Consider the following 24,982-nt stretch of genomic DNA (forward strand, 5'->3'; position numbering starts at 1 on the left):
CGGCCTCAGCGGGCCGATGATCTTGTCGGCGAAGCCGCGAGCAAGGTTCGCAGAATCCCCGCCGTCCGTGCGGCACCTTGCGTGGCCAAGGATGGCGCGTCGCGCACCGGCGCCTGGGCCAGGCTACGTTGGATTGCCTGGGCCAACCCGTCGCCAGTCAGGTCAGCTTCGGCCAGAACGGTGGCCCGCCCGATTTGCTGCAACCGCGCTGCGCGGTCCGATTGCTCGGTCTCGCCACCTGCACAATAGGGGATCAGCAATGCGCGGCACCCTGCCTGAAGGATATCGCCCACGGTGTTGTACCCGGCTTGGGACACCGACACTTTGGCATTGACCAGCAGGCCGGGAAAATCGGTTCTGAACCGCACCAAGCTGACCTGCTCTGGCGCGCTTGCACGAAACCGATCGAAATCGCCCTGCGGCATGTTCGGCCCCGCGATCACGCACCAACTGGCAATTTCCGGCAGCAGGCGCGCGGCATCCAGCGCCGCAGCGACCACCCCTGCCCCGACTGCACCGCCGCCTGCGGATACGACAATCTCGTACCGGTCCGGGGCGGGAACAGGGGCAGGACCGCAGACCAGTCCGGTATAGTGAATGCGATCGGCAATGTCCGACGCCAGCGGGAACGTGTCGTCCAGCCGCGCAAAGTCTTGGTCACCGTGCACAAGAACACCGTCGAAATGCCGACGTATCACCGCCACGGTCTCTTCGTCGCGTGCCGGTTTACTGCGCCGTTGCAGGATATCGCGCAGCGACGTCATCAACAGCGGGCGCGGCGTAGTGCCCTCGATCGCATCAATCAGGGCGCGCAGTTCGAACCGAACCTGACGGCGACCAAAGGGGTAGGCTTCGATCAGGACCACGTCGGGGGTCGCGTCACGGAACGCAGCCAGCAGATCAGCCTGACGGCGGGCCCGAAATGCATCATCAACCGGGCGGCCGGCCGCGTCGACCAGCGCTGAAAAGTCGCCGTCACTGACAGCCATGGCAGGCAAGGCAACATGGTCGATGCCCGGGCACGGAAACCCGGCCACCGGCAGGCCCCCGGTCACCAGAGTCACATGGAACCCGTCGTTCACCAGCGCATTTGCGATCCGGCTGGCGCGGGCCAAGTGGCCGATACCCAGCAGATGCTGCACGTAGAAAAAGACGCGAGGCGATGTCGGGGCAGTCATGCGGTCTGGGTCCACTCTTTCTCGAACAAGTCGACGAGTTGCGCCACACTGACATGATAATCAAGCGTTTTGCGCACCTTTTGCTGTGCAGCAGCGCCCAATACCCTGCGCATTTCAGGATGGCGAATGGCCTTTTCCAGGGCCTGCGCCAAGGCGGTTGGATCTTCCGCAGGCACCAGCAGACCATTTTCTCCATCGCTGAACAGTTCTGGAATTCCGGAAATCGACGTGGAAACGCACGTCAGACCCTGGCTGGCCGCCTCGACCAGCACGTTTGGCAAACCGTCGCGATCGCCATCTGAGGTTACCCGACAGGCCAGCGCAAAGATATCGGAACGACGATACAGCGCCAAGACCTCGGCCTGGTCCAGCGCACCCCGCCAATCGATATGTGCGCTCAGACCCAGGCGCGCGGCCTGCGCGCGCAACGCGGTGACATCGCCGCCCCCGGCATGGACAAAGCGCCAGCTCAGATCCGCAGGCAACAGTGCCAGCGCCTCCAAAAGAAAGTCATAGCCCTTTTTCGGCACCAGCCGCCCCACGCTTATCAACCGCACGGGATCGTCTGCCTGCTGCCCGTCACGGGCAGGGCGATCATCGACATGCGGCGGAAACCGCTCCAGGTTCAGGCCGTGATAGCTCAGATTTACCCGCGCCGACGCTGGTCCGGCAAGCTGCTGCAAATGCCGGTGCCCGCTGGCGGTGCAGGTCACGGTCCAGCGCGCCGCGCGAAGTTTGCGTTGCAGATCCCAGTCGGGCGATGTCCAGATATCCTTGGCGTGGGCCGAAACAGTCCACGGTAGCCCCACGATACGCGCGGCATATTCCGCGACAGAGGCCGGCGTGTGAATGAAATGCGCGTGCAACCAGCCCGCCCCCTCGGGCCATTCCGCCGCCAGCACCAGCGCCTGCCCCAGACGCCGCACCCTGTTGCGGCTGGGATCGCGGCGCAAATCGGCCAGGAAATCCGACCAGAGGCCCCGCATTCCCGGCCGCCGCAAACCCGACCAGACCGCGCGCATCACGCGGATCGGTTCACGATGCAGGTATTCCGGCAGGTAATGCACGGGCGCGGTGATTTCGCCATGAACCGCGTGACGCTTGCGATCGGTCGGATGCCGCAGCGCCACGATGACCAGCTCCAGCCCCGCCAGTTCCAGCCCTCGGATTTCCTGCGCGATAAAGGTCTCTGACAACCGCGGATAGCCCTTGACCACGATCACCACCTTGCGCCGCACAGGCGCGCTCATGCGGGGGCCTGCCGCAGGGTAGTGCCGACAACTTCGGCGATATTGGTCAGTCCGTCCAGCGTCAGGCCCGGGGCCGCCTGCGAGGGGACATCGCGCATCGGCAGGGCCTTCAGCGCCTTCCCCAATTGCATCGGGTCACGCGATTGTTCCGGCATCAACATGTCGACCATCCCCAGTTCGGCCGCCCGGCGGGCCCGCAGCAACTGTTCCTCGCGGGGTGTCGTGCGCGGGATGATCAAGGCCGGTTTGTCGAACGACAGGATTTCGCAGTATGTGTTGTACCCGCCCATGGCAACCACCGCCCTGGAGCTGGCAATCAGCTCCTCCATGCGGGTGTCGAACTCGATCACCTCGATGGCGGGAATCTTCTGCCCCTTGCGCAGGAGTTCGGCGCGCTGTTCGCCCGGCATGTAAGGGCCGAGCACGATCAGCGCCTTGTGCGAAAGGTCGGGATCGGCCAGGTACGCATTCATCACGTCATCGACCAGGTCTGCCCCGTCGCCGCCGCCCCCCGTCGTGACCAGGATGTAATCGCCGCTGGGACGATGTGTCGACAGCGCCTCGTGCAAGGCGCGCCGTTTCAGGAAGCCCATGAAATGCATGCGTGCGCGAACAGTGTCCGGCACCGTCATTCCGGTCAGCGGGTCATAGAAATCGGGCGGCCCGTACACCCAGATATCGTCGTAGGTCTTTTCGATCTTGGCCATGACGTCGTTGTGCTGCCATTCCGCCTCCAACAGGTGCGGCGCATCCATCACCTCGCGCAGCCCCAGGACCAGCCGGGTGCCCTGGCCCTTGAGATAGCGCAACGTCTCCTCTATCTCGCCGCGCAGACCCATCGGCTCCTTGTCGACGATAAAGATGTCCGGCTGGAACGTCTCTGCCGTGTGGCGGATGATCGACTTGCGCATCTCGATCGTGTCACTCAGGTCGATGTGCTGTGCAAGCGAACTGTATTCACCATTGCGCAGCTTGATCACGCTGGGAATCTTCACGAAATCGACCCGCGCACGATAGTCGAAGGCACCGGCGATCTGGGCCCCAGAGATGATCAGCACGCTCAGCCCGCTGTAGGTTTCGACCAGGGCGTGGGCGATGGTACGGCAGCGCCGCAAATGCCCCAGGCCAAAGGTGTCATGGCTATACATCAGAATGCGTTTGCCGTCGAACCGTGTCGTCATTCGATGTCTTTCACTCGGCCTGATCGACCGCAGGCGTCTCGAAGGGGGTGTCTCAAAGTGGTCCCTCCGGTTCATTTGTAAGGATCGGCGGCATCGCGTAGACCGTCGCCAAGGAAATTAAAAGCTAAAATGACCAGTATCACCGGGATGACCGGCGCCATGAGCCATGGGTATAGCGCGATAATGTTGACGCTGCGCGCCTCGGTCAGCAAAATTCCCCAACTTGTGATCGGCGGTCGCAATCCGATCCCCAGAAAGCTCAATGCGGTTTCCCCCAGGATCATCCCCGGAATGGTCAGGGTGGCACTGGCGATCAGGTGCGACATGAAACCGGGGATCAGATGCCGCCGGATGATCCGGCCGCTGCCAGCGCCCATCAGTTTGGCCGCCAGCACATAATCCTCTTCTCGCAGGGCCAGCAGTTTTGAACGCACGGCCCGCGCCAACCCCGTCCAGTCCAGCATCCCCAGGATCACGGTGATCCCGATAAACACCAGGATCGGACTCCAGGTAACGGGAATGATCGCCGCCAGGGCCATCCACAACGGGATGCTCGGGATAGATTGCAGAACCTCGATCACCCTCTGGACCAGCAGATCGAAGGTTCCACCATGATATCCCGCCAAGCCACCGATGATGATCCCAAGTGCAAAGCTCATGCTGACTCCAAGGATGCCGATGGTCAGGGATATTCGCGCGCCGTAAATCATGCGCGAAAGGACATCCCGTCCCAGCCGATCGGTCCCCAACAGGAACAGCTCTCCTCCTTTCGCCGGACAGATCAGGTGCAGATCGGCGGGGATCAGGTTCCAGAACTCATACGGGTCGCCCCGGCAAAAGAACCGCAGCGGCTGCACGTCGTCGGTATCGTCCCGGTAGATCCGGCGCAGGTTTTCCATGTCCAGCGTCATCTCGCGCCCATAGGTGTATGGCCAGACCAGCTGTCCGTCTCGGATCACGTGAACCGCCTGTGGCGGCGCATAGATGTAATCCGTGTTGCGCCGGTTCAGGCTGTAGGGTGCCAGAACTTCGCAGATCAGGATCGAGGCATAGATCGCGCAGAGGAAAATGCCCGAGGCAAAGGCCAGCCGGTGCCGCCGGAACCGCCACCACATGATCTGCCCAGGTGTCGCCTGCGCCGTGCCCTGATCCGTCGCCAGCCGATCCGCCGCATAGGGATCGAACGGCGCTGTCGAGGCGCTGTGCTCGAGCGGCGGGTGGTCCTGCGTCGCGGGCTCTCTTGGCGTCGTCATTTGCTGCTGCCCCCGCCCAGTCGAATCCGCGGGTCCAGCAAGGCCAGCGCGATATCCGAGACGAGCACCCCCAGAACCGTCAGGAAGGCCAGAAACATCAGGAACGACCCCGCCAGATACATGTCCTGGCTCTGCAACGCCTTGATCAGCATCGGACCGGTGGTTTCCAGCGACAGCACGATGGCCGTCACCTCGGCCCCCGAGATGATCGCGGGCAGGATGGACCCGATATCCGAGATGAAAAAGTTCAGCGCCATGCGCAACGGATATTTCAGCAGGATGCGCAGCGGGTGCAGCCCCTTGGCGCGGGCGGTGACGACATACTGCTTTTGCAATTCATCCAGCAGGTTGGCGCGCAGCCGCCGCACCATGCCTGCCGTCCCCGCCGTGCCGATGATCAGCACCGGTATCCACATGTGTTCGGCAATCGACATCAGCTTGTCCCAGCTCACCGGCTGGTCAAGGTATTCGCGCGCCATCAGCCCACCGATCGACGTGCCGAACCAGATGTTGGCGAAATACATCATCACCAGCGCCAGCATGAAATTCGGCACCGCGATACCGATCAGCCCGACAAAGGTCAGACCGTAGTCACCCCAGCTGTATTGGTGCGTCGCCGAGTAGATGCCGATGGGAAAGGCCAGCAGCCAGGTAAAGATAATGGTGACCGTCGACAGCAGGATCGTCAGCCACAGCCGATCCCCCACCACCTCGCTAACCGGCAGCCGGTATTCAAACGAATAACCGAAGTCCCCGACAAAAAAACCGCCGACCCAGTGGAAATACCGCACGACCATCGGCTGATCGAAACCGTACCGCGCCTTGAGCAATTCGATTTCGGCCAAGTCCGCCTCTTCGCCCATCGCCCGCAACTCGGACACGTAGCTTTCGAAATAGTCGCCAGGCGGCAGTTCGATGATGGTAAAGACCAGCGCCGAAATCAGGAAAAGGGTGGGAACCATCGCCGCGATCCGCCACAGGATATACCGCACCATGCTCAGTCCGCCCCCTGGTACCAGAAGGTATCCGGCATGTAGGCGCCCAGATAGCTGGTCGGTTCGAACCCGAACAGCGCCTCTTCGGGAACATTGCGCAGGCGGCTCGACTTGACGACCGGTTGCAGGGCGCCGTTGACCGTGCCGATGGTAAAGACCTGATCGGCATGGATCTCCAGCATCTTCGTCCAGATGTCCACGCGCTGCGCGCTGGTGGTGGTCTGGCGCCATTGACGCAACAGCGCAACCAGCTGACGCGCAGCAGGCAGGTCCGGCCCCTCACCCGAGGTTTCGGCGGACATGTAGTGCAACCCCCACAGCGGCCATTGCATCTGATCGTCCGACGTCGGCGCCAGCTCGTTCGGGGACATTTCCGAGGTCGGAACGCCGTTGTCCAACCCCTGCCAGACCGACATCATCACCGCGCCTCCCAGGGCCCGGCTGCGAAAGATGTCGCGCTGCGACGTGCGGATATACAGCGGCAGCCCGACCTCGCGGAAATGGTCGGTGATCAGCTCCAGCACATCTGTCTCTAGGGTGCTTTCGCCCGCGCTCTCCACCATGATCCCCGCCTTGCGACCATCGGGCAGCAGACGCGTGCCCGACCGATCGCGGCGCGCCAGCCCGACCTCGTCCAGCAGTGCGTTTGCCATGTCGGGATCATGCTGCGCCCAGGCCGTCGCATAGCCCGGCTTGAACAGGGGGCTTTCGGGCAGGATGGTGTTCGCGCTCTCGCGGGCCAGCCCATAGTACAGCACCTTGTTGATCTCGGCGCGGTCGATCGCCAGCGACATCGCCCGGCGCATCCGCACATCCCGGAACAAGCCGCGCCAGACCGGGTCGCCGCAGTTGAGGTTGGGCATCAGCGCCACGCTCGACCCCTGGGTCCGGGTCCAGAGCGATACCTTCTGCGGATAGCTGTGCTGGGCGTGTTTCAGCAACGTGTAATCGGGAAAGCTGATGCCACCCAATTGCAGATCGCTTTCCCCCGTGGCCGTCTTTGCCGTGATGATTTCCGAAGACGAGACATTGAACAGCCAACGGTCGATATAGGGCAATTGCACCCCGTCCGCATCGACCCGGTGGAAATACGGATTGCGTTCGAACACGAATTGTTCGGCGGGCGGGGCGGTCCGCGGCCTCCAGGCTTCCAGCGTCGGCAGATCAGGGTTTTCTGGTCGGTTCTGCCGCGAAACCTTCGTATGCAGCGACGGCCAGTCGTCCACCCGGTAGCGCACGATCAGATCCCCCAATTTCTCGGGTGTCTGGTAACGCGCATGAAAGTCGCGCAGATAGGCCGACGGCAACGCCAGAACCAGCGGCACGGGCGCCGCCAGCCGGGTCAGGAACGCCGGCGCCGGACGGCTCCAGGAATACCGAACGCTGAGCGGCCCCAGCACTTCGAAACGCGCCACCTCGCCATCGACCTTCAGATCTGCGGGCGGGCCGCCACGCAGCAGATCACGGTTTTCGATCACATCTTCCCAGCAATAGCGGAAATCTTCTGAGGTGAACGGACTGCCATCCGACCAGCGGTGCCCGTCGCGCAGGTGAAAGGTATAGATCCGGTCGTCCTCGACCGTGTACTCCGCCAGGATATCGGGTTGCAGCGTCAGGGACGCGTCATAGCCCACCAACCGGGAATAGCTGTTGATCGGCATCAGGCGCACGTCCCGCTGCCCGCCGATCAGCGTCCGCAGCGTCCCGCCCCGGATGCCGGGTTGCCGCCCCATCGCCGCAAGGTCGATCACCCTGGGGTTTCGCGGCAACCGGTCCGCCGCCGACAGCCGCTGATATTCCAGTTCCGCCGGATCGGTGGCCCTGATCTCGCTTGCCCAGGGCCGCGCTGGCAGCCCGCACAGGGCGCCGACACCGGCCAGACAGGACAACAGGCGGCGCCGACCGATCACGGCTGGACCTCGCTCAGATCCGCGCTCTTGCGCGCCAGCACGAAATGCCCGCCCCCAAGGTCCAGCGGCGCCAGGTCGCGCCCACCACCGTCGTCGCGGAACGCCGGTGCCCAGCCGGCGCTGGACGCAGTGCTGCTTTCCCCGGCACGGGCGAAATTCAGCGGTCGGTCCAGATCGGGATAGGGCACCGCCTCCAGCAGCGACCGGGTATAGGGATGCGCCGGCGACCGCATGATCACCTCGCGCGGCGCGATTTCCACGATCTTTCCCGCCCACATCACCGCCACGCGGTCGGCCATGTAATCCACCACCGCCAGGTTGTGCGAGATGAACAGGTACGTCAGCCCCAGATCCTTTTGCAGATCCTTGAGCAGGTTCAGGATCTGCGCCTGCACCGAAACATCCAGCGCCGAGACAGGCTCGTCACAGACAATCAGGCTGGGGGCCAGCGCCAGCGCCCGTGCAATCCCGATCCGCTGGCGCTGGCCGCCGGAAAAACTGTGCGGATACCGTCGTGCCGCCGACGGGTCCAGGCCAATGACCTTCAGCAGCGCCGAGACCGCGTCCTTGCGCGCGGCGCGGGTACCCCGTTTGTGAATGTCGAAGGGTTCGCTCAGGATGCTGCCGACGGACATGCGCGGCGACAGCGACGACACGGGGTCCTGAAACACCATCTGCACGCGGGTGCGCAGCGCCTGCAAATCGTCACCCCGTGCTGCCAGCACGTCGATCGGACCTGCCCCGTCATCGAAGACGACCGACCCGCTGTCGGGTGTCACAGCGCGCATCAGGATCTTGCTGACGGTGGTCTTGCCACAGCCGCTTTCCCCCACCAACCCCAGGCATTCCCCTCGGCGGATGTCAAAGCTCACGTTATCCACGGCGGGCCTCTGTGGGGCGGCGCGCCCGACCTTCCAGTCCTGCTTGCGGGTCTGAAAGGTCTTGCGGAGGTTGCGCACCGACAACAGCACCTCGGGAAACCCGCCCGCCTTCTCCCTCGGTGCGGTCACGTCGGCGGGCCGCACCGCCGCCGCCTGCGCCGAGGCAGCGACAGGCTCGGCCGCGACGGCTGTTTCCGCCACGGGCGCCGTCAGCCCGCCCAGCAAAGTCTGGTGATCGACCACGATCTCGCGCAGTGGCTTCAGCCGCTCTCCCTTCGGCATGTCGAAATGCGGCACCGCCGCCATCAACCCTTTCAGATAGGGGTGTTTCGGCGCGCGGAAGATCGGGCCGACAGGGCCGGACTCCATGATCTCGCCCTGATAGATCACCACGACTTCGTCCGCGATATTGGCCACGACGCCCAGATCATGGGTGATCAGCAGGATGGCCATATCCATCTTTTCCTGCAGGTCGCGCAGCAACTTCAGGATCTGCGCCTGGATTGTCACATCCAGCGCCGTTGTCGGCTCGTCCGCGATCAGCAGCGCGGGCCGACAGATCAGTGCCATCGCGATCATTGCCCTCTGACGCATCCCCCCGGACAGTTCGAACGGATACATGTCGAACACGCGCCGTGGATCGCTGAACCCCACAAGGCCCAGCATCTCCTCGCATTCCTCGCGCCGGGCGGCCGGGCTCAGCGTTGTATGCACCCGCAATGCCTCGCTGATCTGGTTGCCAACCGTATGCAGCAGCGAAAATGACGTCATCGGCTCTTGAAAGATCATCCCGATGCGGCTGCCACGAATGGCCCGCAATTGGCGACCGTCCCTGGGCAGTTTCAGCAGGTCAACCGGCGCGGCAGAGGCCTTGCTTGCCCCCGGATCGGCAAAAAGCACCTGCCCGCGCACATCTGCAAACGCTGGTTGCAACCCCATGATGGCCTGGCTGATCACCGATTTGCCCGACCCGGATTCACCGACAAGTGCCGTTACCTTGCCTGGCAGCACCCGCAGGCTTGCGCTTTTCACGGCCTGCAACCTGCCCTGCATCAGCGGAAAGGCGATGCTCAGATCGTTGATGCGCAGTAACTCCGGCCCGATGGTCATGGCGTCACGCCCCTTTCTACAGATGCGGACCCTGCGACGGCATTCGGGCTCGGGGTAGCAGATGCGATAACGCTAGAGCAGCGAAAAAACGCTGTCCATCCTGAACCGTTGAAATTGCGTCCGGTCCTGCATACCGACCTCACCTTGCGCTTTTTCAGCCTTTGCAGCAGGTTGCCAGCACTCACTGACGCGCGAATGGAAAGCCATGTCCGACAAACAGCGCCTGAACCGCCGCCTCGCGGACGCAGCGACGCTCCGTCTTGCGGGCGATTACCCGCGCGCCGCCGAGATTCTGGCCGAGGTCGCACAGGATCCCGGTGTCGGCGCGCTCGGGCCCGTGACCTCGCTGGGTATGCCCCGGCGCCTGCAGGCGGCGCATCTCCGGCTGGCCAAGGCCGAGGGCGACGCGCTGCGGCGCATCGGCTATCAATTCCACCTTGTCCCGCCCCCGGCCCAGCTCGCGCCTTTTGCGCGCTTTACCCCGCAGGAGCGCCGCGACATCAATCACGCCAACCGCCAGCCGGTTCCCCATGTCCTGCACCAGATCTGGATCGGGGATCAGCCCGTGCCCCCCGCCTGCGCCGCCTGGGCCGATTACGCCCGCGCGCGGGGCTACGACTATCGCCTCTGGCGCGCAGCGGATCTGGAACAGCTGGGCGTGAACGACACTCCGGTCTTCGCGGCGATGCTGGCACGTGGCGATTATCCCGGCGCGGTAGATATCGCGCGCTATGCCATCCTGGCACGTGATGGCGGTATCTACCTTGACTGCGACTGGTACCCGGCACGCAGGGACATCGGCTTTCATGACCTGCTTCCCCTGACCGGCCTGACGGCATTGGCCGAAGATATCCCGCGCAACACGGGCATGGGCGGGCTGCTGCTGGCAAATTCCATGATCGCCACGCCGCCGGATCACCCGGTTCTGCATCGCCTCAACAGCGTGCTGGACGATGTCGTCGCCGCGATCCCCGGCGCCCCGGCCTGGTGGTCGACCGGACCGCTGATCTTTACAATGGTCGCGCGCGCGGGCGCTGTCGCGCTGGCCGGCAACGGCCTGGTGGCTGGCACCCTTCCGCGCGGCGCCCCGTTCGGTGATGTCGAGGCCCTGCGCGCCGCCGCACCCGAGGATGCCCTGCTGATCGCGTGGAAATCCTGGTAACCTAGGACGCCCCGTTCAGCAACTCGGCCAAGCCGACCCAGCGACAGGCCGGATGCCCCGCCGTGGTCGCGAACAGCCGCTCAAGAAATTGCCAGACCGCCGCGTCATGCACCAGGTGATGCGTCAGCACTCCGATATCCTGCCCACGCACGATCCTTGGTACGATCTCTGCCAGCAGGTCCGCTTCGGATCGCCCCCCGCGTGTGCCACGCCAGTCGATAACGTCGATATGCGTGTTCACCATGCGCACGGGGCAATCGTCGCGTTCCGCCCCGAAAACCGAAACCCCCAGATACCCAAGCGGAGCAAGCCCCTCCAGCACCTCCGGGGCAATCCGGTTCCAGGGCGGCACAAGCACCGGCAGCAGTTGGTCGCCATGGCGCGACAGCAACTCGGCGCGCCCCCGGGCCAGTTCTTCCAGAACGATCGCCACGGGGCGATGCGCGCCCAACTCCTGCTTTTTCTCTTCCATGGGGGCGTGGTTTTGGTGCGACCATCCATGCACGGCAACGCAGACCCCCGCACAACGGCGCAAACGCGCCGCCAATGCGGCATCGCTGAAGGCCGGAATGACGGCAAGCGTCAGCGGAACGTCATGCGCTTCGGTCAGCGCCAGCAGATGCTCAAGTGCGGCAGTCGGCGTCACCGCATCGTCATCGCGCAACCAGAACCGCACCGGCGGCGCGCCTGCCGGACGCATGTTCAGCGCGCGGGTCAGTTCCTGAAATACCGGATCGTTCATGTCCTGCCCCCCGTGATATCGCCCAGGGTCTGCTTTAGCGCAGCCGCGGCAACCTGCAATGTATGGTGCTGCGCAACCCTGGCCCGCGCGCCTTGCGCCAGTGCCGCGCGGCGCGGTGCATCCTGCAACAGTGACGCCAGCGCATCGGCATAGGCACCGTCGTCGCCTTCGGGTGTCAGCACACCGCTGACCCCGTCCGCGACTACCTCCGGCACACCAGCCGTCCGCCAGGCCAGCACCGGCACCCCCGCAGCCTGCGCCTCGAGGTAGGCCAGGCCAAAGGCTTCGCCACACCCGGGCCAGACATAGATCGCGGACTGCGCCAGCAACCCGGCAATCGTCGCTTCGTCCTGCTGGCCCACCCAGCTCAGGCGCTCCGGTGCGAACGCCGCAAAGCGTGCCTCGATCTGTGCCCTGGCCGGGCCGTCGCCCACGATGGTCAGATGCCACGGCAGGTCCTGCAACCGGTCCAGTGCGGCGGCCAGATGCGCATAGCTGTCGGCCTTGTCCCCCGCCCGCATCATCGCCACGCAGATCAGGCGCGTCGGCTGCGGCTCAGGGGCGCGCTTTAAAAGCGCCGTCGCGTCGATAAAGGGCGCCAACCGGGCAAGCCGCGCCCGCGGCACGCCCTCTTTCAACCCGTCATGATCGCGCGCCGTCAGGCAGATGTTCACCGACGCCGCACTGACAGCCGCGTGAACCTGTGCCTGCATCCCCGCCCAGATCCCATGATTGCGCCGCGCCGAATACGATGCCTCGACCGTCACATAGGGCCGCGAAAATTCCTTGCACAGCGCCGGCCCGATCAGATCGGGCGCCTTGTAGTAGGGGTGATAACACAGCCAAAGGTCCGGGGGCCCGTCCCGCTGCCACAGCGCGCGCAGGCGGTCACGTTCGACGTCTGCCGCAGCCTGCAACTTGGCCAGCCCCTGCCAATCCTGCGCATCTCCAAGATAACTGCGCAGCTGTGACGCCAGTTCGACCCTATCCTCGCCCTGGCGCAACGCCGCCATGAGCAGCCTCGCCATAAGCCGATCCCCCGAGGGCACCGGGTGGTCCGGCGATTTCAACGGGGCGTAGAACGCGATCCTCATTGTCGCACGTCCTGCTGGGCGGCCAAGGGCCTGCCAACGGCGCCTCTCGGCCTCATAGATCCGCGCCTGCCTGGCATCCCGTCCTGTCCAATTCCCATCCCGTCCGTCTCATCGCGGGGTGATCTGCCGGGCCACGTCGGCGGCACCTGCTATCGGGGCCGAAAAGGCCACCCACTGCCCGCTCGCGCCGTGCATAGCATCCCGCCCGCGCGGGCAAAAGCACCGCCATTCCCCGGCGCGACGGAAAGACCGCAGAAATGAAAACGGCGCGCGCCCCGCTGCGCCTGCCGAAATGTGCGGGGGATGGCGACCGGCATGTCGACGTGCCACGCACCACCAGCACGGCGGCAACGCTGGCGGGGTCCCGGCCTTGACACACCCCCTGAATCCACGCATCTGGACCAGGCTACCAGCCCTGACCGCGGAGCATAAATGCAACCGAGCATCACCAATCCCGCCGCCGACGGCCTTCTCGAACTGATCCGGTCTCGCAGCGCCCGGGTGGGGGTGATCGGCCTCGGCTATGTCGGCCTGCCGCTGGCGATGACCATCGCGCGTGCCGGTTTTACCGTTGCGGGCTTTGACACCGATCCGGGCAAGATCGTCGCGATCGACGCCCGCCAAAGCTATATCGAGGCCGTCTCGGACGAAGAGCTGGCGACCGAGGCGAACGCCGGGCGCTTCAGCGCGGGTTGCGACTTTTCCGGCCTCGGGCGCTGCGATGTCATCGTCATCTGCGTGCCGACCCCCCTGACGCGGCATCGCGAACCCGACCTGTCCTTCGTGTCGCGCACCTGTGCCCATATCGCCGCCACCCTGCGGCCGGGGCAACTGATCGTACTGGAATCCACCACCTATCCCGGCACCACCGACGGCCCGGTCAAGACCATCCTCGAAGAAACCGGCCTGCGCTCGGCCGAGGATTTTTTCCTCGGCTTTTCCCCCGAACGCGAAGACCCAGGCAATCGTGCCTTCGACACCTCGACCATCCCCAAGGTCGTGGCCGGTGATGGCGATGCCGCCGGCGCCCTGATGCAGGCCTTTTACGGCGCGGTGGTCAAGACGGTCGTGCCCGTTTCCTCCACCGCGACGGCCGAGGCGGTCAAGCTGACCGAAAACGTCTTTCGCGCCGTCAACATCGCCTTGGTGAACGAACTCAAGGTCATCTACGAAGCCATGGGCGTCGACGTGTGGGAGGTGATTCAGGCCGCCAGCACCAAACCATTCGGCTACATGCCCTTTTATCCTGGCCCCGGCCTTGGCGGTCACTGCATCCCGATCGACCCGTTCTATCTGACCTGGAAATCCCGCGAATACGACCTGACCACCCGTTTCATCGAACTCGCGGGCGAGATCAATTCCGCCATGCCGCGCCATGTCGTCGAACGGCTGGCGCTGGCCCTCGACCAGAAACGCGGTCGCGCGCTCAGCCGGTCGCGGATCCTGGTGATTGGTCTGGCCTACAAGAAGAACGTCCCCGACATCCGCGAAAGCCCCTCCCTCAAGCTGATCGAGCTGATCGAGGAACGCGGCGGCACGGCCAGCTATCACGACCCCTACGTCAGCGAGATCCCCCAGACCCGTGCCTATGGCGCGCTCAAGGGGCGCAGGTCGCAACCCTGGGACAAGGACGCGATATCGGGCTACGACGCGGTGCTGATCGCCACCGATCACGATGGCCTGGACTATGCCGCGCTGGCAGATTGGGCCCCTCTGGTCATCGACACCCGCAACGTCTTTGCCCGCCTCGGGATCAGCGGCGACCACATCGTCAAGGCGTGATGACCCGTGGCACGCCCCCGCTGACCGGAGCAGCCGCCGTCGCGGTCATTGCCGATGCCCATCTCCACGACATCCACGGCGATTACGGTGGGCCGCCCTTCCTGATGGACGGTGCCCCGCTGACCCTGCGCAGCTGGGCCGATACCCGCACCGGCGCGCGGGCCTTCAACGAAAGCGTTGCCGCCCTGAACGCCGCCCTGACCGAAATCAGCGCCCGCGGCATTCGTCATGTCGTCCTGCTGGGCGATTACACCGACGACGGCCAGATCCTGGCCACCCGCCGCCTTGCCGCACGCCTGCGCACATGGCGCGACCGGGCGGGGCTGAACTTCTACGCCCTGCCCGGCAACCACGATGTGTTTGGCCCGCATGGCAAGCATAACGCGACCCGCTTTGTCACCGCGCCAGGCCGCACCCGGCTGGTAACCAGCGATCCCGACCTGGCCGCAACCGAACCCGATACCGCTTGCCTCAGCCCCGGCATGTTCTGCGCCGGCCAGCCTGCGGGCTTGACACCGATGGCCGAATTCGGGCTGTTTCGAAACCCGCGCTACCTGCATTGGGAAACCCCCTTCGGCCTCGATGACAGCCCCGCCGCGCGCCAGTACACGGCACGGTCCCCCGATGGGCAGATCAGCCACCGCCTGATGGATGCCTCCTATCTGGTCGAACCGGCGCCCGGATTGTGGCTGCTGATGATCGACGCCAATGTGTTCGAACCGCGCAACAACCGGCACGACCCGACCCGCAAAAAGGCGTTTGCCGACCCCGGTACGGCGGGTTGGAACGCGCTGTTGCGGGTGAAACCCTTTCTGATCGACTGGATCGGTGATGTCGTCGGCCGCGCAAGGGCAGCCGGAAAATCGCTGATGGCGTTTTCCCATTATCCCGTCCTGGATCCGTTTCGCGATCCTGCCGGCGCCGAAACCGCCATGTTCGGACAGACCACGATTGCGCGGCGCACCCCCGGGCCAGCTGTTGCACAGACCCTGTCCGAGGTCGGCCTGCGTCAGCATTTCAGTGGCCACATGCACGTGCACGGCGGCGGACCGCCCCATGGCCTGCAAGCGGTCCCATCCACCGCTGCCCGCGCCGAACGGCCCGGCGCATCGGCGCCCGCGCTTGCCGCCGGGGCCGCCCCTGCCGTCGATACAGACCTGACGGATATCTGCGTACCCTCGCTTGTGTCCTTCCCCCCCGCCTTCGTGGTGGCCACGCCCGGGGCCGACCGGGCGACGGTGGAAACCGTCAGCCTTTCGGCCCAGCCGCTGGCCCCCGACCTCATGCTCTTCTACGCCTCCGAGGCGGCGCTGCATCCTCACCCAGGGCTTGACGACCAAGGGCTGAATGCGCACGGCTACGGCGATCTGCTCCTTGCGCAACTGCGCGCACGCGCGATGCAGCGCCTGCCGCGCCACTGGCCCGCGGATATCCTGCGTGATCTTCCCGATGCCACGGCGGCAACAGTGCTCGCCCTGATGCTCAGCCCGGCACGCACCACCGTGACCCTGCGCACCTGCATCGACCGCTCCGTTCCCGTCCAGATACCGACGTCTGCCACCGCCGATCTTGCGGACGTGCCACTCGGGATTCTGGTTGCCGATTGGTATGCACTGCGCCAGGCGGGGGCTCTGCTTCTGCCCCACCTCAGCCCGCAAAGACTGCATGTCCTGCAAACCCTCGCAGCCCTCGCCCCGACGGCCCCGGCCGCAGATGACTCGGCGCAACGCCAGTTTTTCTGCTGGTTCCTGCTGCGACTGACCGGATACCTGTCACGCCTCCACCCCCGGCCATGATCCCCACGCGCACAGCGGCACCGGGACGGCCCGGTCAAAAACCGGAACCGGCAAGCATCTGAAGTATCAACATAAAAGGTAAGGTGGCGGAGACGATGGGATTCGAACCCACGAGACCCTTCCGGGCCTACTCCCTTAGCAGGGGAGCGCCTTCGACCACTCGGCCACATCTCCGTTGGCGTGTCTATGCGGCGACAGACCGAGAAACAAGTGAAAAATGCCCAGATTTTGCCAAAAGGAATTCCGCGCCCCGCGGCCTCTCCCGCATCGCGCTCCAACACGCCATGACCGCCGTTTCACAGTGATATTTTACAGGATTCCAAAGGCGCGCGCTGAATTGCGATGGGCCGGACAGGCCCGCGACCTCCTCCAAAAGGGCCAGACTTTCCGAAAACAAGTCTCCCCGACAGGCCATCGGTCGGACCGGGCAGACCGCGTCACACAGAGAATTCCCCGTTTCCTGAAACATCTTGCAGCACGGCGTGATCGCAGCCAACACCTATGATTTCCTGCATTTGAAGGCCGGTTCCGCGCCCTGTCCCGGCAAGGTCCCGCTGACCCCAAGTCAGCCAGAGGAACGTTTCAACCCCGCCTTCCGTTGTCCCTTCATAGCGAGGACAGGCCATGCCGGCCGCCCCTCGGAAACTCCGGTTCGACCCCGGGGCGGCAGCCGCCAGCCCTGGCAAGATCCAAAAAAGACCAGGAGATACAAAGATGTATGCCAAGATCGTAGGCCTCAGCGCCGCCGCCGTCCTGACTGCAACCAGCGCGATGGCCGCAACCAACGCCACCGCCACGACGGACCTCAACCTTCGCGCCGGCCCCGGCCCGATGGCCGAGATCCTCGACGTTATCCCGGGGGACGAAACGGTCGAAATCGAACAATGCGCAACCGGCCTGGAATGGTGCAAGGTCACCTACGACGGCACCGAAGGCTGGGCCTACAGCCCCTACCTGACCGCCACGATCGATAGCGAACCGGTCGTCGTCTATGACAACGTCAAGCGCCTCGATGTTGAATCGGTCGACGTGAACGAAGACGACCGCGCCGCATCGGCAACCGCCGGTGGCCTGACGGCAGGCGCGCTGGCAATGTCGCTGGTCGGTGGACCCGCCGCTGTTGCAGCTGGCGTCCTGGCCGGGACCGCCCTGGGTGCCGCAGCCGTGCCTGAGAAAACCGTGACCTACGTGACCGAGCACCCTGTCGAGCCGGTGTACCTGAACGGTGAAGTCGTCGTCGGCGCGGGCATTCCGCAAGAGGTTACCCTTGCCGATATTCCCGACACCCCCGAAAGCTATGCCTACGTCAACGGCCAGCCTGTCATCGTCGACCAGGACCGCACCATCATCCACGTCGTGCGCTGAACCGATACGGTTTGAAAAAGCTCGGCCCGCCTCCTCATCGGGGGCGGGCCTTTGCATTGCCAGTGGTCTGGCATCGCCTGTGCTTTACCGGTCGTATGCGGGGCGGCCAGGGCCGGCGCGCCCTACCGCCAGATGACGGTGCCCCCCCCACGAACGAGGGTCTCACCCAACTGTCCGGTCAGGCCCGGCACCAAGCCCGTTCGATCCCGCGATCAGGTGTTGAACAGGAAATGCAGCACATCGCCGTCCTTGACGGTATAGGCCTTGCCCTCGGCGCGCATCTTGCCTGCTTCCTTGGCTCCGCTCTCTCCCTTGCAGGCCACGAAATCGTCATAGGCAATCGTCTCGGCGCGAATGAACCCCTTTTCGAAATCGCCATGGATCACGCCTGCGGCCTGCGGCGCGCTCGTGCCCTGACGAATCGTCCAGGCCCGCGCTTCCTTCGGGCCGACAGTGAAATAGGTCTCGAGGTGCAGCAGGTCATAGCCCGCGCGGATCAGCCGATCCAGCCCGGGCTCCTCCAACCCCATCTCGCTCAGGAACATCTCGGCCTCGTCATCCTCAAGCTGGCTGATCTCTTCCTCGATCTGCGCCGAGATGATGACATGCGAATTGCCCTGCGCCGCCGCCATTTCCGCCACGGCAGCGGAATGCGCATTCCCCGTCGCCGCATCCGCCTCGGACACGTTGCAGACATACAGAACCGGCTTGCCCGTCAGCAATTGCAACAGCTTCCATGCCCGCAGATCCTCGGCATCGACCTGGACGGTGCGCGCCGGCTTGCCCTCTTCCAGTGCAGCCTGCGCAGCGGCCAGAAGGCGATCCTGTTGGGCTGCATCCTTGTCATTGCCCTTCAGCTTGCGCACGAGCCCCGCGCGTCGCTTCTCGACACTCTCGAGGTCAGCCAGCATCAATTCGGTCTCGATGGTCTCGGCATCCGCAACCGGGGACACCCGCCCCTCGACGTGCGTGACGTCATCATCCTCGAAACACCGCAGCACATGCGCAATGGCATCCGTTTCACGGATGTTGGCCAGAAACTGGTTGCCCAGCCCTTCGCCCTTGCTTGCGCCTTTCACCAGGCCCGCAATATCGACAAAGGTCATCCGCGTCGGAATGATCTGCCTGGACCCTGCGATTGCGGCCAGGGTGTCAAGCCGCGCATCCGGCACGTTCACTTCGCCGACGTTGGGCTCGATGGTGCAGAAGGGAAAGTTTGCCGCCTGCGCGGCGGCCGTCCTGGTCAGCGCATTGAACAGTGTCGACTTGCCGACGTTCGGCAGCCCCACGATGCCCATCTTGAATCCCATGACGACGCTCCTTTGAATGATCCCGCGCGTCATAGTTTGCTGCGGGCCACACCGCAAGCCGAACCATGCGCGGCACCCATATCTCCATGGTAAATCCGCGCCTCTGCCCACTGGGCTGCCCTGTCCACCGATGTCGGGGGCCTCCGGCGGGGGTATTTTCAGCCAGATGACAGGGGGAGCCATGTCTCCCTGTCATCTGGCGTCAAGTACCCTGGGGGAGCGCCGCAAGGCGCGGGGGCAAAGCCCCCCTTTGGTGACCCCGCCTACTCCACCATTGCCATCGCAGCCCTTTTCCGCCAAACCCTGAGGAAAATATCATGGGGACAGGACATGAGCCGTATCGACGCCACTTTCGCCGCGCTGAAGCAAAGTAACCGCAAGGGATTTGTCGCCTATATCATGGCCGGCGACCCGGACGAGGCGCGGTCGCTTGCCGTGATGAAGGGCCTTCCTGCCGCGGGTGTCGACGTGATCGAACTGGGTGTGCCCTTCACCGATCCGATGGCCGATGGCCCGACCATCCAGCTGGCCGGGCAACGCGCCCTGGAAGCGGGCATGACATTGGACAAGACCCTGGCGATGGCGCGCGTCTTTCGCGCCGACGACGACACCACTCCGATCGTTCTGATGGGATATTACAACCCGATCTATTCCCGTGGCGTCGAGACCTTCCTGGCCGAGGCGCAGGAGGCCGGGATCGACGGGCTGATCGTCGTCGACCTGCCCCCCGAAGAGGACGACGAGCTGTGCCTGCCGGCCCAGGCAGCCGGGCTGAACTTCATCCGCCTTGCCACGCCGACCACGGATGCCCGGCGCCTGCCCAAGGTGCTGACCAATACCTCCGGCTTTGTCTATTATGTCTCGATCACCGGCATCACCGGCGCGGCCGAGGCGAATGCCGCCGCCGTTGCGCCCGAAGTCAGCCGCATCAAGGCGTCGACCGATCTGCCGATCATCGTCGGTTTCGGCGTCAAGACGCCCGAAACCGCCCGCGCCATCGCCGGCATCGCCGATGGCTGTGTCGTCGGATCGGCCATTGTCGAACAGATCGCCTCCGGCAAGCCGGTGGACGAGATCCTGGGGTTCGTCAAAAGCCTTTCCGACGGCGCGCATTCCGCCTGACGGCGGAGCCACGCCGAGCCTTCGCCCTGCCCCGTGGCGCGCCAACATCCCTTTGGCGCGCCGTCGCTTTTCTGGCACCCTGCTGCAAAATGCGCCGTGGCAGATGCCGCGTGCGGGGTCGACAAGAACCAGAAAGCAGGCGGCACATGAACCTTTCCAGACGAACCTTCGGATTTGGGCTGACCGCCCTTGGCCTCTCGGCCTGCAGCGGCGCCGGCGGCCCCGTGATGCGCGGCTCGAACGCGTCGGCAGAGCTGGCGGACGATCTGCGCCCGGTCCCCAATGCGGGTTATACCGCCTGGGTCGCCGCCTTTCGCAGCCGCGCCGGGGCGCAGGGGATTTCCGACGCCACCCTGTCGCGCGCATTCCGTCACGCGGGCTATCTGCCCGGCGTTGTCACCCGAGACCGCAACCAGACCGAATTCACCCGCACGCTGGAGGACTACCTCTCCATCGCCGCGTCGGACGAACGTGTCGCCAAGGGCCGTGCCGCCTTTGCCCGCCATCGCAGCACGCTGACCGCGCTGGAGGCGAAATACGGCGTCGACGCCGAAATCATCGCCGCGATCTGGGGGCTGGAGAGTTTTTACGGAGAGCGGCGCGGCAATGTGCCCGTGATCTCGTCGACCTCGACGCTGGCCTATGACGGGCGGCGCGGCGCATTTTTCGAAAAACAGCTGATCGCGGCCCTTCGCATCGTTCAGAACGGCGATATCGACGCCGATCACATGACCGGCAGCTGGGCCGGCGCCATGGGGCACACCCAGTTCATCCCAACATCGTACCAGTCGTTTGCGGTGGATTTCACCGGCGACGGCCGGCGTGACATCTGGTCGGACGATCCGACGGATGCGCTGGCCTCGACCGCCGCTTACCTCGCCCGCAACGGTTGGACCCGGGGCGCCCGCTGGGGCGGAGAGGTCGGCAATGGCGCGCCCGGCGGTGACATCATCCAGCCGCAGCCGGGTGGCCCGCGCTTTGCCGTCACCGGCAATTTCCGCGCCATCAAGCGCTATAACAACTCGGATTCCTATGCCATTGGCGTCGGGCACCTGGCCGACCGCATCGGCGGGGCCGGCCCACTGCGTGCCAGCTTCCCCCCCGATGCCTATGGTCTGACCAAGGACGACCGCATCGCCCTGCAACAGCGCCTGACGGCACGGGGGTTCGACACCGGCGGCACCGACGGCGTTATCGGCCCGAAAAGCCGCGAGGCGATCAGCGCCTATCAGTCCAGCCGGGGCCTGCCCGCCAGCGGCGATCCCTCTCGCGCGCTGTTGACCAGCCTCTAGTCCGCGCCAAACAGGCATTGCCCCCTGCCCCCCGGATTGGTAAAAAATCCTAACCACAGTCCGGGGGACCGCCGCGATGCCCGTCATCACCAACATCAACGATCTCAAGCGCCTGCACAAACGCCGCACGCCCAAGATGTTCTACGACTACTGCGAAAGCGGATCGTGGAGCGAACAGACCTTCCGCGAGAACACCTCGGATTTCGACCAGATCCGCCTGCGCCAGCGCGTCGCCGTCGACATGTCCGACCGGTCGCTGGAAACCGAGATGATCGGCCAGAAGGTCACCATGCCCGTCGCCCTGGCCCCCGTGGGCCTGACCGGGATGCAGCGCGCGGATGGCGAGATCAAGGCCGCCCGCGCCGCCGAACAGTTCGGCGTGCCCTTTACCCTGTCGACCATGTCGATCTGCTCGATCGAGGACGTGGCCGAGAATTCCTCGGCCCCCTTCTGGTTCCAGCTCTACACGATGAAGGACCAGGACTACCTGCGCCGCCTGATCCAGCGGGCCAAGGATGCCAAATGCTCGGCCCTTGTGATCACGCTGGATCTGCAAATCCTCGGGCAGCGGCACAAGGACCTCAAGAACGGGCTCTCCGCCCCGCCCAAGTTCACCCCCGCCGTCCTGGCCGACCTTGCGACCAAGTGGTCCTGGGGGCTCGAGATGCTGCAAACGAAACGGCGCGGCTTCGGCAATATCGTCGGTCACGTCAAGGATATCTCCGACCCGTCCTCGCTGCTGTCGTGGACCAACGAGCAGTTCGACGACAAGCTCGACTGGAAGAAGATCGAACAGATCAAGGAGATGTGGGGCGGCAAGGTCATCCTCAAGGGCATCAACGACCCCGAGGATGCGGCGATGGCCGCCAAGGTCGGCTGCGATGCCATCCTGGTGTCGAACCACGGCGGGCGGCAGCTGGACGGCGCGCTCTCGACCATCCGGATGCTCGACCCGATCCTGCAGGCGGTCGGTGATGATGTCGAGGTGCACCTCGACAGCGGCATCCGTTCGGGACAGGACATTCTCAAGGCCGTTGCCATGGGGGCCAAGGGCACCTTCATCGGGCGCGCCTTCGTGCATGGCCTCGGGGCCATGGGGCAGGATGGCGTCACGCGCGCGCTCCAGGTGCTGTACAAGGAAATGGACACGTCGATGGCGCTCTGCGGCAAGCGTGACATTCGCGATGTCGGTCGCGACATTCTCAAGATCCCCGCGGATTTCGCCGGCACCTGGCGGGACTGATCGCCCCTGCCACTGCCGCTGTGCGGCGCCTGCCGCTCTGCGGCCCCGCCCCGCCCGGCGGGGCCGTTCCACGCATTGGCTTTGTCGCAAGACGGAAAGTAGGGTCAATTTTATCGCTTAACCGTGCGTAAAGTGACCGGACCTAGTGTCGCCCCAACGCGGATCGGAGGCGACCATATGCTCAGACTATTTTCCCGGCGACCAGCTGCGCCCAGCATCGACAGCGCCGCCGAAGTGCAGGCCGTATCCCGGTCGCATATCATCGTGCGCTACGACATGGAGGGCATCATCCGCGAGGTGAACGATCAGTTCTGCCGCGTGACCGGCTATACCCCTGCCGATGTCGTCGGCAAACCCTACCTGATGATGGTGCGCGAAAAGGATCACGATCTCAGCGAGGTGCGCAACCTCTGGCGGGACATGGCCGCCGGCAAGATGATCAACCGCATCGTCCCCCGTCTCAACAGCGACGGAGAGGAGATCTGGTTCGACGTCACCTATACCCCCGTCACCAACGACGCCGGGACCGCCGAACACGTCCTCTCGATCGCCCGCGAAATCTCTCACACCCATTTCCGCCGGCGCGACAATCGCAGCCAGGTCGACGCGATCAGGCGCACGATGGCCGTTGTCGAATTCGACCTTCAGGGCAATATCACCGACGCGAACGACCTGTTTCTCAAGACGATGGGATACCGGCTGGACGAACTGCAGGGCAAGCATCACCGGATGCTGGTACCCCCCGAAGATGCCTCGAGCGCGGAATACAAGGGGTTCTGGGATCGGATGGCCAAGGGCGCCTCGGAAAAGGGCGAGGTTCGACGCCTCGACAAGCGTGGCAAGTCCCGCTGGCTCGAGGCGACGTATGAAACCCTCCTCGATCCCGAAGGGCGCCCGTTCAAGGTGGTCAAATACGCCTTCGACATCACCAATGCCAAGAATCTGGCCGCCGATGCCGCCAGCCAGATTGCCGCGATCAACAGGGTGCAGGCGGTGATCGAATTCGACACGCAGGGCAACATCCTGGCTGTCAACGACACCTTCTGCGCCGCCATGGGATACGCGCCCGAAGAAATCCGCGGCAAGCATCACCGCATGTTCGTCTCCAGCGATTTCGCGAATTCGCCCGATTATGACGAGTTCTGGAAGACCCTGCGCAGCGGCAAGGAACACTCCGGCAACTTCACCCGCATCGGCAAGGGTGGAAAACCCGTCTATATCCGCGCCAGCTACAACCCCATCCGCAATGCCGCCGGAGAGGTGGTGAAGGTCGTCAAGTACGCCATCGACACGACCGCCCTGCAACTGACGGTCGACACGATGCAATCCGGCCTCGACAAGCTGGCAGATGGCGATCTCTCGGTCCGGCTTGACCAGAACCTGGGCGAGATGGACGCCATCAGGCAGAAATTCAACATCGCCGTCACCAAGGTCGACGAAGCGATGCAGGCCGTTCTGGAACGTGCCACCCAGGTCCATACCGAAACCGGCGCGATCATCAGCGCCTCGAATGAACTGTCCCGCCGCACCGAAACCCAGGCCGCGACGCTGGAAGAAACCGCCGTCGCGCTGAACGAACTGGCCGGCTCCGTCAAACAGGCCGCCGCGACGGCCAGCGTGGCGCAGAACAAGGCGGACGAAGCCAAGACCCAGACCGAGGAATCCGGGCGCATCGTGCGCAATGCAGTCAGCGCCATGGAAGAGATCGAGGAATCGTCGAGCAAGATTTCCTCGATCACCAAGGTGATCGACGACATCGCCTTCCAGACCAACCTGTTGGCGCTGAATGCCGGTGTCGAAGCGGCCCGCGCGGGCGAGGCCGGGCGCGGTTTCGCCGTCGTTGCGCAAGAGGTCCGTGCCCTGGCCCAGCGGTCCTCGGAGGCTGCCAAGGAAATTGCCTCGCTGATCTCTGATTCCACCACGCAGGTGGTCAAGGGCGTCAACCTGGTCGGACAGGCGGGGCAGTCGATCACCACGATCGACGGCATGGTGCGCAATATTCACGACAGCGTCTCGCAGATCGCGATCTCGGCCCATGAACAGGCCAACGGCATCACCGAAATGAACATGGCGATGAACCAGCTCGACCAGGTGACCCAGGAAAACGCCGCCATGGCCGAAGAAACCAATGCCGCGACCCAGAACCTCGCCAGCGGCATCGCCGAGGTGCAGGAGGCCGTCTCGTTCTTCGGTGCCAGCGCACCACATCCGCGCACCCGCAGCCGTCGGGCCCCGATGCGCGCCTCGGCCTGAGGCGCGCCAATCACGGCCGGGCGCATTCACGGCCAGGTCCAATCACGGCAGGGCGCATTCACC

At 64.6% G+C, this 24,982-nt stretch carries 18 protein-coding genes and 1 tRNA gene; 8 read left to right on the forward strand and 11 right to left on the reverse strand.

Going from position 1 to position 24,982, the window contains the following annotated elements; translation table 11 throughout:
• Positions 1 to 5: 5 nt before the first annotated feature.
• The 7 genes from DL237_RS14590 to DL237_RS14620 all read right to left on the reverse strand — a co-directional run bounded on the left by DL237_RS14590 (position 6) and on the right by DL237_RS14620 (position 9,758).
• Positions 6 to 1,178, reverse strand: coding sequence for a glycosyltransferase family protein (locus tag DL237_RS14590; RefSeq protein WP_119399824.1), 1,173 nt, complete (start codon positions 1,176 to 1,178; stop codon positions 6 to 8).
• Complete coding sequence (locus tag DL237_RS14595; protein ID WP_119399825.1) at positions 1,175 to 2,428, reverse strand: glycosyltransferase family 4 protein; 1,254 nt, start codon at positions 2,426 to 2,428, stop codon at positions 1,175 to 1,177. Before DL237_RS14595 ends, DL237_RS14590 begins: the two co-directional genes overlap by 4 nt.
• Complete coding sequence (locus DL237_RS14600) at positions 2,425 to 3,609, reverse strand: glycosyltransferase family protein (RefSeq protein WP_119399826.1); 1,185 nt, start codon at positions 3,607 to 3,609, stop codon at positions 2,425 to 2,427. Before DL237_RS14600 ends, DL237_RS14595 begins: the two co-directional genes overlap by 4 nt.
• 71 nt (positions 3,610 to 3,680) lie before the next feature.
• A complete protein-coding gene (locus DL237_RS14605; RefSeq protein WP_119399827.1) occupies positions 3,681 to 4,862 on the reverse strand; it encodes an ABC transporter permease in 1,182 nt (393 codons plus the stop codon).
• Positions 4,859 to 5,857, reverse strand: coding sequence for an ABC transporter permease (locus tag DL237_RS14610; RefSeq protein ID WP_119399828.1), 999 nt, complete (start codon positions 5,855 to 5,857; stop codon positions 4,859 to 4,861). The genes DL237_RS14605 and DL237_RS14610 overlap by 4 nt, the downstream gene beginning before the upstream one ends.
• A gap of 2 nt (positions 5,858 to 5,859) precedes the next feature.
• Complete coding sequence (locus DL237_RS14615; RefSeq protein ID WP_199672102.1) at positions 5,860 to 7,767, reverse strand: ABC transporter substrate-binding protein; 1,908 nt, start codon at positions 7,765 to 7,767, stop codon at positions 5,860 to 5,862.
• Positions 7,764 to 9,758 (reverse strand): ABC transporter ATP-binding protein, encoded by a 1,995-nt coding sequence (locus DL237_RS14620; protein ID WP_119399829.1) that lies wholly within the window; start codon positions 9,756 to 9,758, stop codon positions 7,764 to 7,766. The genes DL237_RS14615 and DL237_RS14620 overlap by 4 nt, the downstream gene beginning before the upstream one ends.
• 205 nt (positions 9,759 to 9,963) lie before the next feature.
• Between DL237_RS14620 and DL237_RS14625 the strand changes: the two genes are divergently transcribed.
• Positions 9,964 to 10,920, forward strand: a complete 957-nt coding sequence (locus DL237_RS14625) for a glycosyltransferase family 32 protein (protein WP_119399830.1) — start codon at positions 9,964 to 9,966, stop codon at positions 10,918 to 10,920.
• 1 nt (position 10,921) lies between these two features.
• Here the strand turns inward: DL237_RS14625 and DL237_RS14630 are convergent, their stop codons facing one another.
• On the reverse strand, positions 10,922 to 11,662 hold the full coding sequence (locus tag DL237_RS14630) for a polysaccharide deacetylase family protein (protein ID WP_119399831.1): 741 nt from the start codon (positions 11,660 to 11,662) through the stop codon (positions 10,922 to 10,924).
• Entirely contained in the window at positions 11,659 to 12,756 is a 1,098-nt protein-coding gene (locus tag DL237_RS14635) for a glycosyltransferase family 4 protein (protein ID WP_119399832.1), read from the reverse strand. The genes DL237_RS14630 and DL237_RS14635 overlap by 4 nt, the downstream gene beginning before the upstream one ends.
• Positions 12,757 to 13,188: 432 nt before the next feature.
• Here DL237_RS14635 and DL237_RS14640 point away from each other — a divergent pair, with 432 nt between their 5' ends.
• Both DL237_RS14640 and DL237_RS14645 read left to right on the forward strand, forming a co-directional pair.
• Positions 13,189 to 14,538 (forward strand): nucleotide sugar dehydrogenase, encoded by a 1,350-nt coding sequence (locus DL237_RS14640; protein ID WP_119399833.1) that lies wholly within the window; start codon positions 13,189 to 13,191, stop codon positions 14,536 to 14,538.
• Positions 14,538 to 16,334 (forward strand): metallophosphoesterase family protein, encoded by a 1,797-nt coding sequence (locus tag DL237_RS14645; protein WP_119399834.1) that lies wholly within the window; start codon positions 14,538 to 14,540, stop codon positions 16,332 to 16,334. The genes DL237_RS14640 and DL237_RS14645 overlap by 1 nt, the downstream gene beginning before the upstream one ends.
• A gap of 84 nt (positions 16,335 to 16,418) precedes the next feature.
• Here the strand turns inward: DL237_RS14645 and DL237_RS14650 are convergent.
• A tRNA-Ser gene (locus DL237_RS14650) sits at positions 16,419 to 16,508 on the reverse strand.
• Positions 16,509 to 17,048: 540 nt separating this feature from the next.
• Here DL237_RS14650 and DL237_RS14655 point away from each other — a divergent pair.
• On the forward strand, positions 17,049 to 17,699 hold the full coding sequence (locus DL237_RS14655; RefSeq protein WP_119399835.1) for a DUF1236 domain-containing protein: 651 nt from the start codon (positions 17,049 to 17,051) through the stop codon (positions 17,697 to 17,699).
• A gap of 212 nt (positions 17,700 to 17,911) precedes the next feature.
• Here DL237_RS14655 and ychF read toward each other — a convergent pair whose 3' ends face one another.
• Positions 17,912 to 19,009, reverse strand: a complete 1,098-nt coding sequence (ychF, locus tag DL237_RS14660) for a redox-regulated ATPase YchF (RefSeq protein WP_119399836.1) — start codon at positions 19,007 to 19,009, stop codon at positions 17,912 to 17,914.
• Positions 19,010 to 19,339: 330 nt separating this feature from the next.
• Between ychF and trpA the strand changes: the two genes are divergently transcribed.
• From trpA to DL237_RS14680, 4 genes are all read left to right on the forward strand, one after another.
• A complete protein-coding gene (trpA, locus tag DL237_RS14665) occupies positions 19,340 to 20,131 on the forward strand; it encodes a tryptophan synthase subunit alpha (RefSeq protein ID WP_119399837.1) in 792 nt (263 codons plus the stop codon).
• A gap of 146 nt (positions 20,132 to 20,277) precedes the next feature.
• Positions 20,278 to 21,423 carry a lytic murein transglycosylase gene (locus DL237_RS14670; RefSeq protein WP_119399838.1) on the forward strand — a complete coding sequence of 382 codons (1,146 nt, stop codon included), beginning with the start codon at positions 20,278 to 20,280 and terminating at the stop codon, positions 21,421 to 21,423.
• Between the two features lie 76 nt (positions 21,424 to 21,499).
• Entirely contained in the window at positions 21,500 to 22,666 is a 1,167-nt protein-coding gene (locus tag DL237_RS14675; RefSeq protein ID WP_119399839.1) for an alpha-hydroxy acid oxidase, read from the forward strand.
• Between the two features lie 177 nt (positions 22,667 to 22,843).
• Complete coding sequence (locus DL237_RS14680) at positions 22,844 to 24,919, forward strand: methyl-accepting chemotaxis protein (protein ID WP_119399840.1); 2,076 nt, start codon at positions 22,844 to 22,846, stop codon at positions 24,917 to 24,919.
• The last annotated feature ends 63 nt before the right edge of the window (positions 24,920 to 24,982 follow it).

The organism is Pseudooceanicola sediminis (genome assembly GCF_003575965.1).
Classification (GTDB): Bacteria; Pseudomonadota; Alphaproteobacteria; order Rhodobacterales; family Rhodobacteraceae; genus Pseudooceanicola; species Pseudooceanicola sediminis.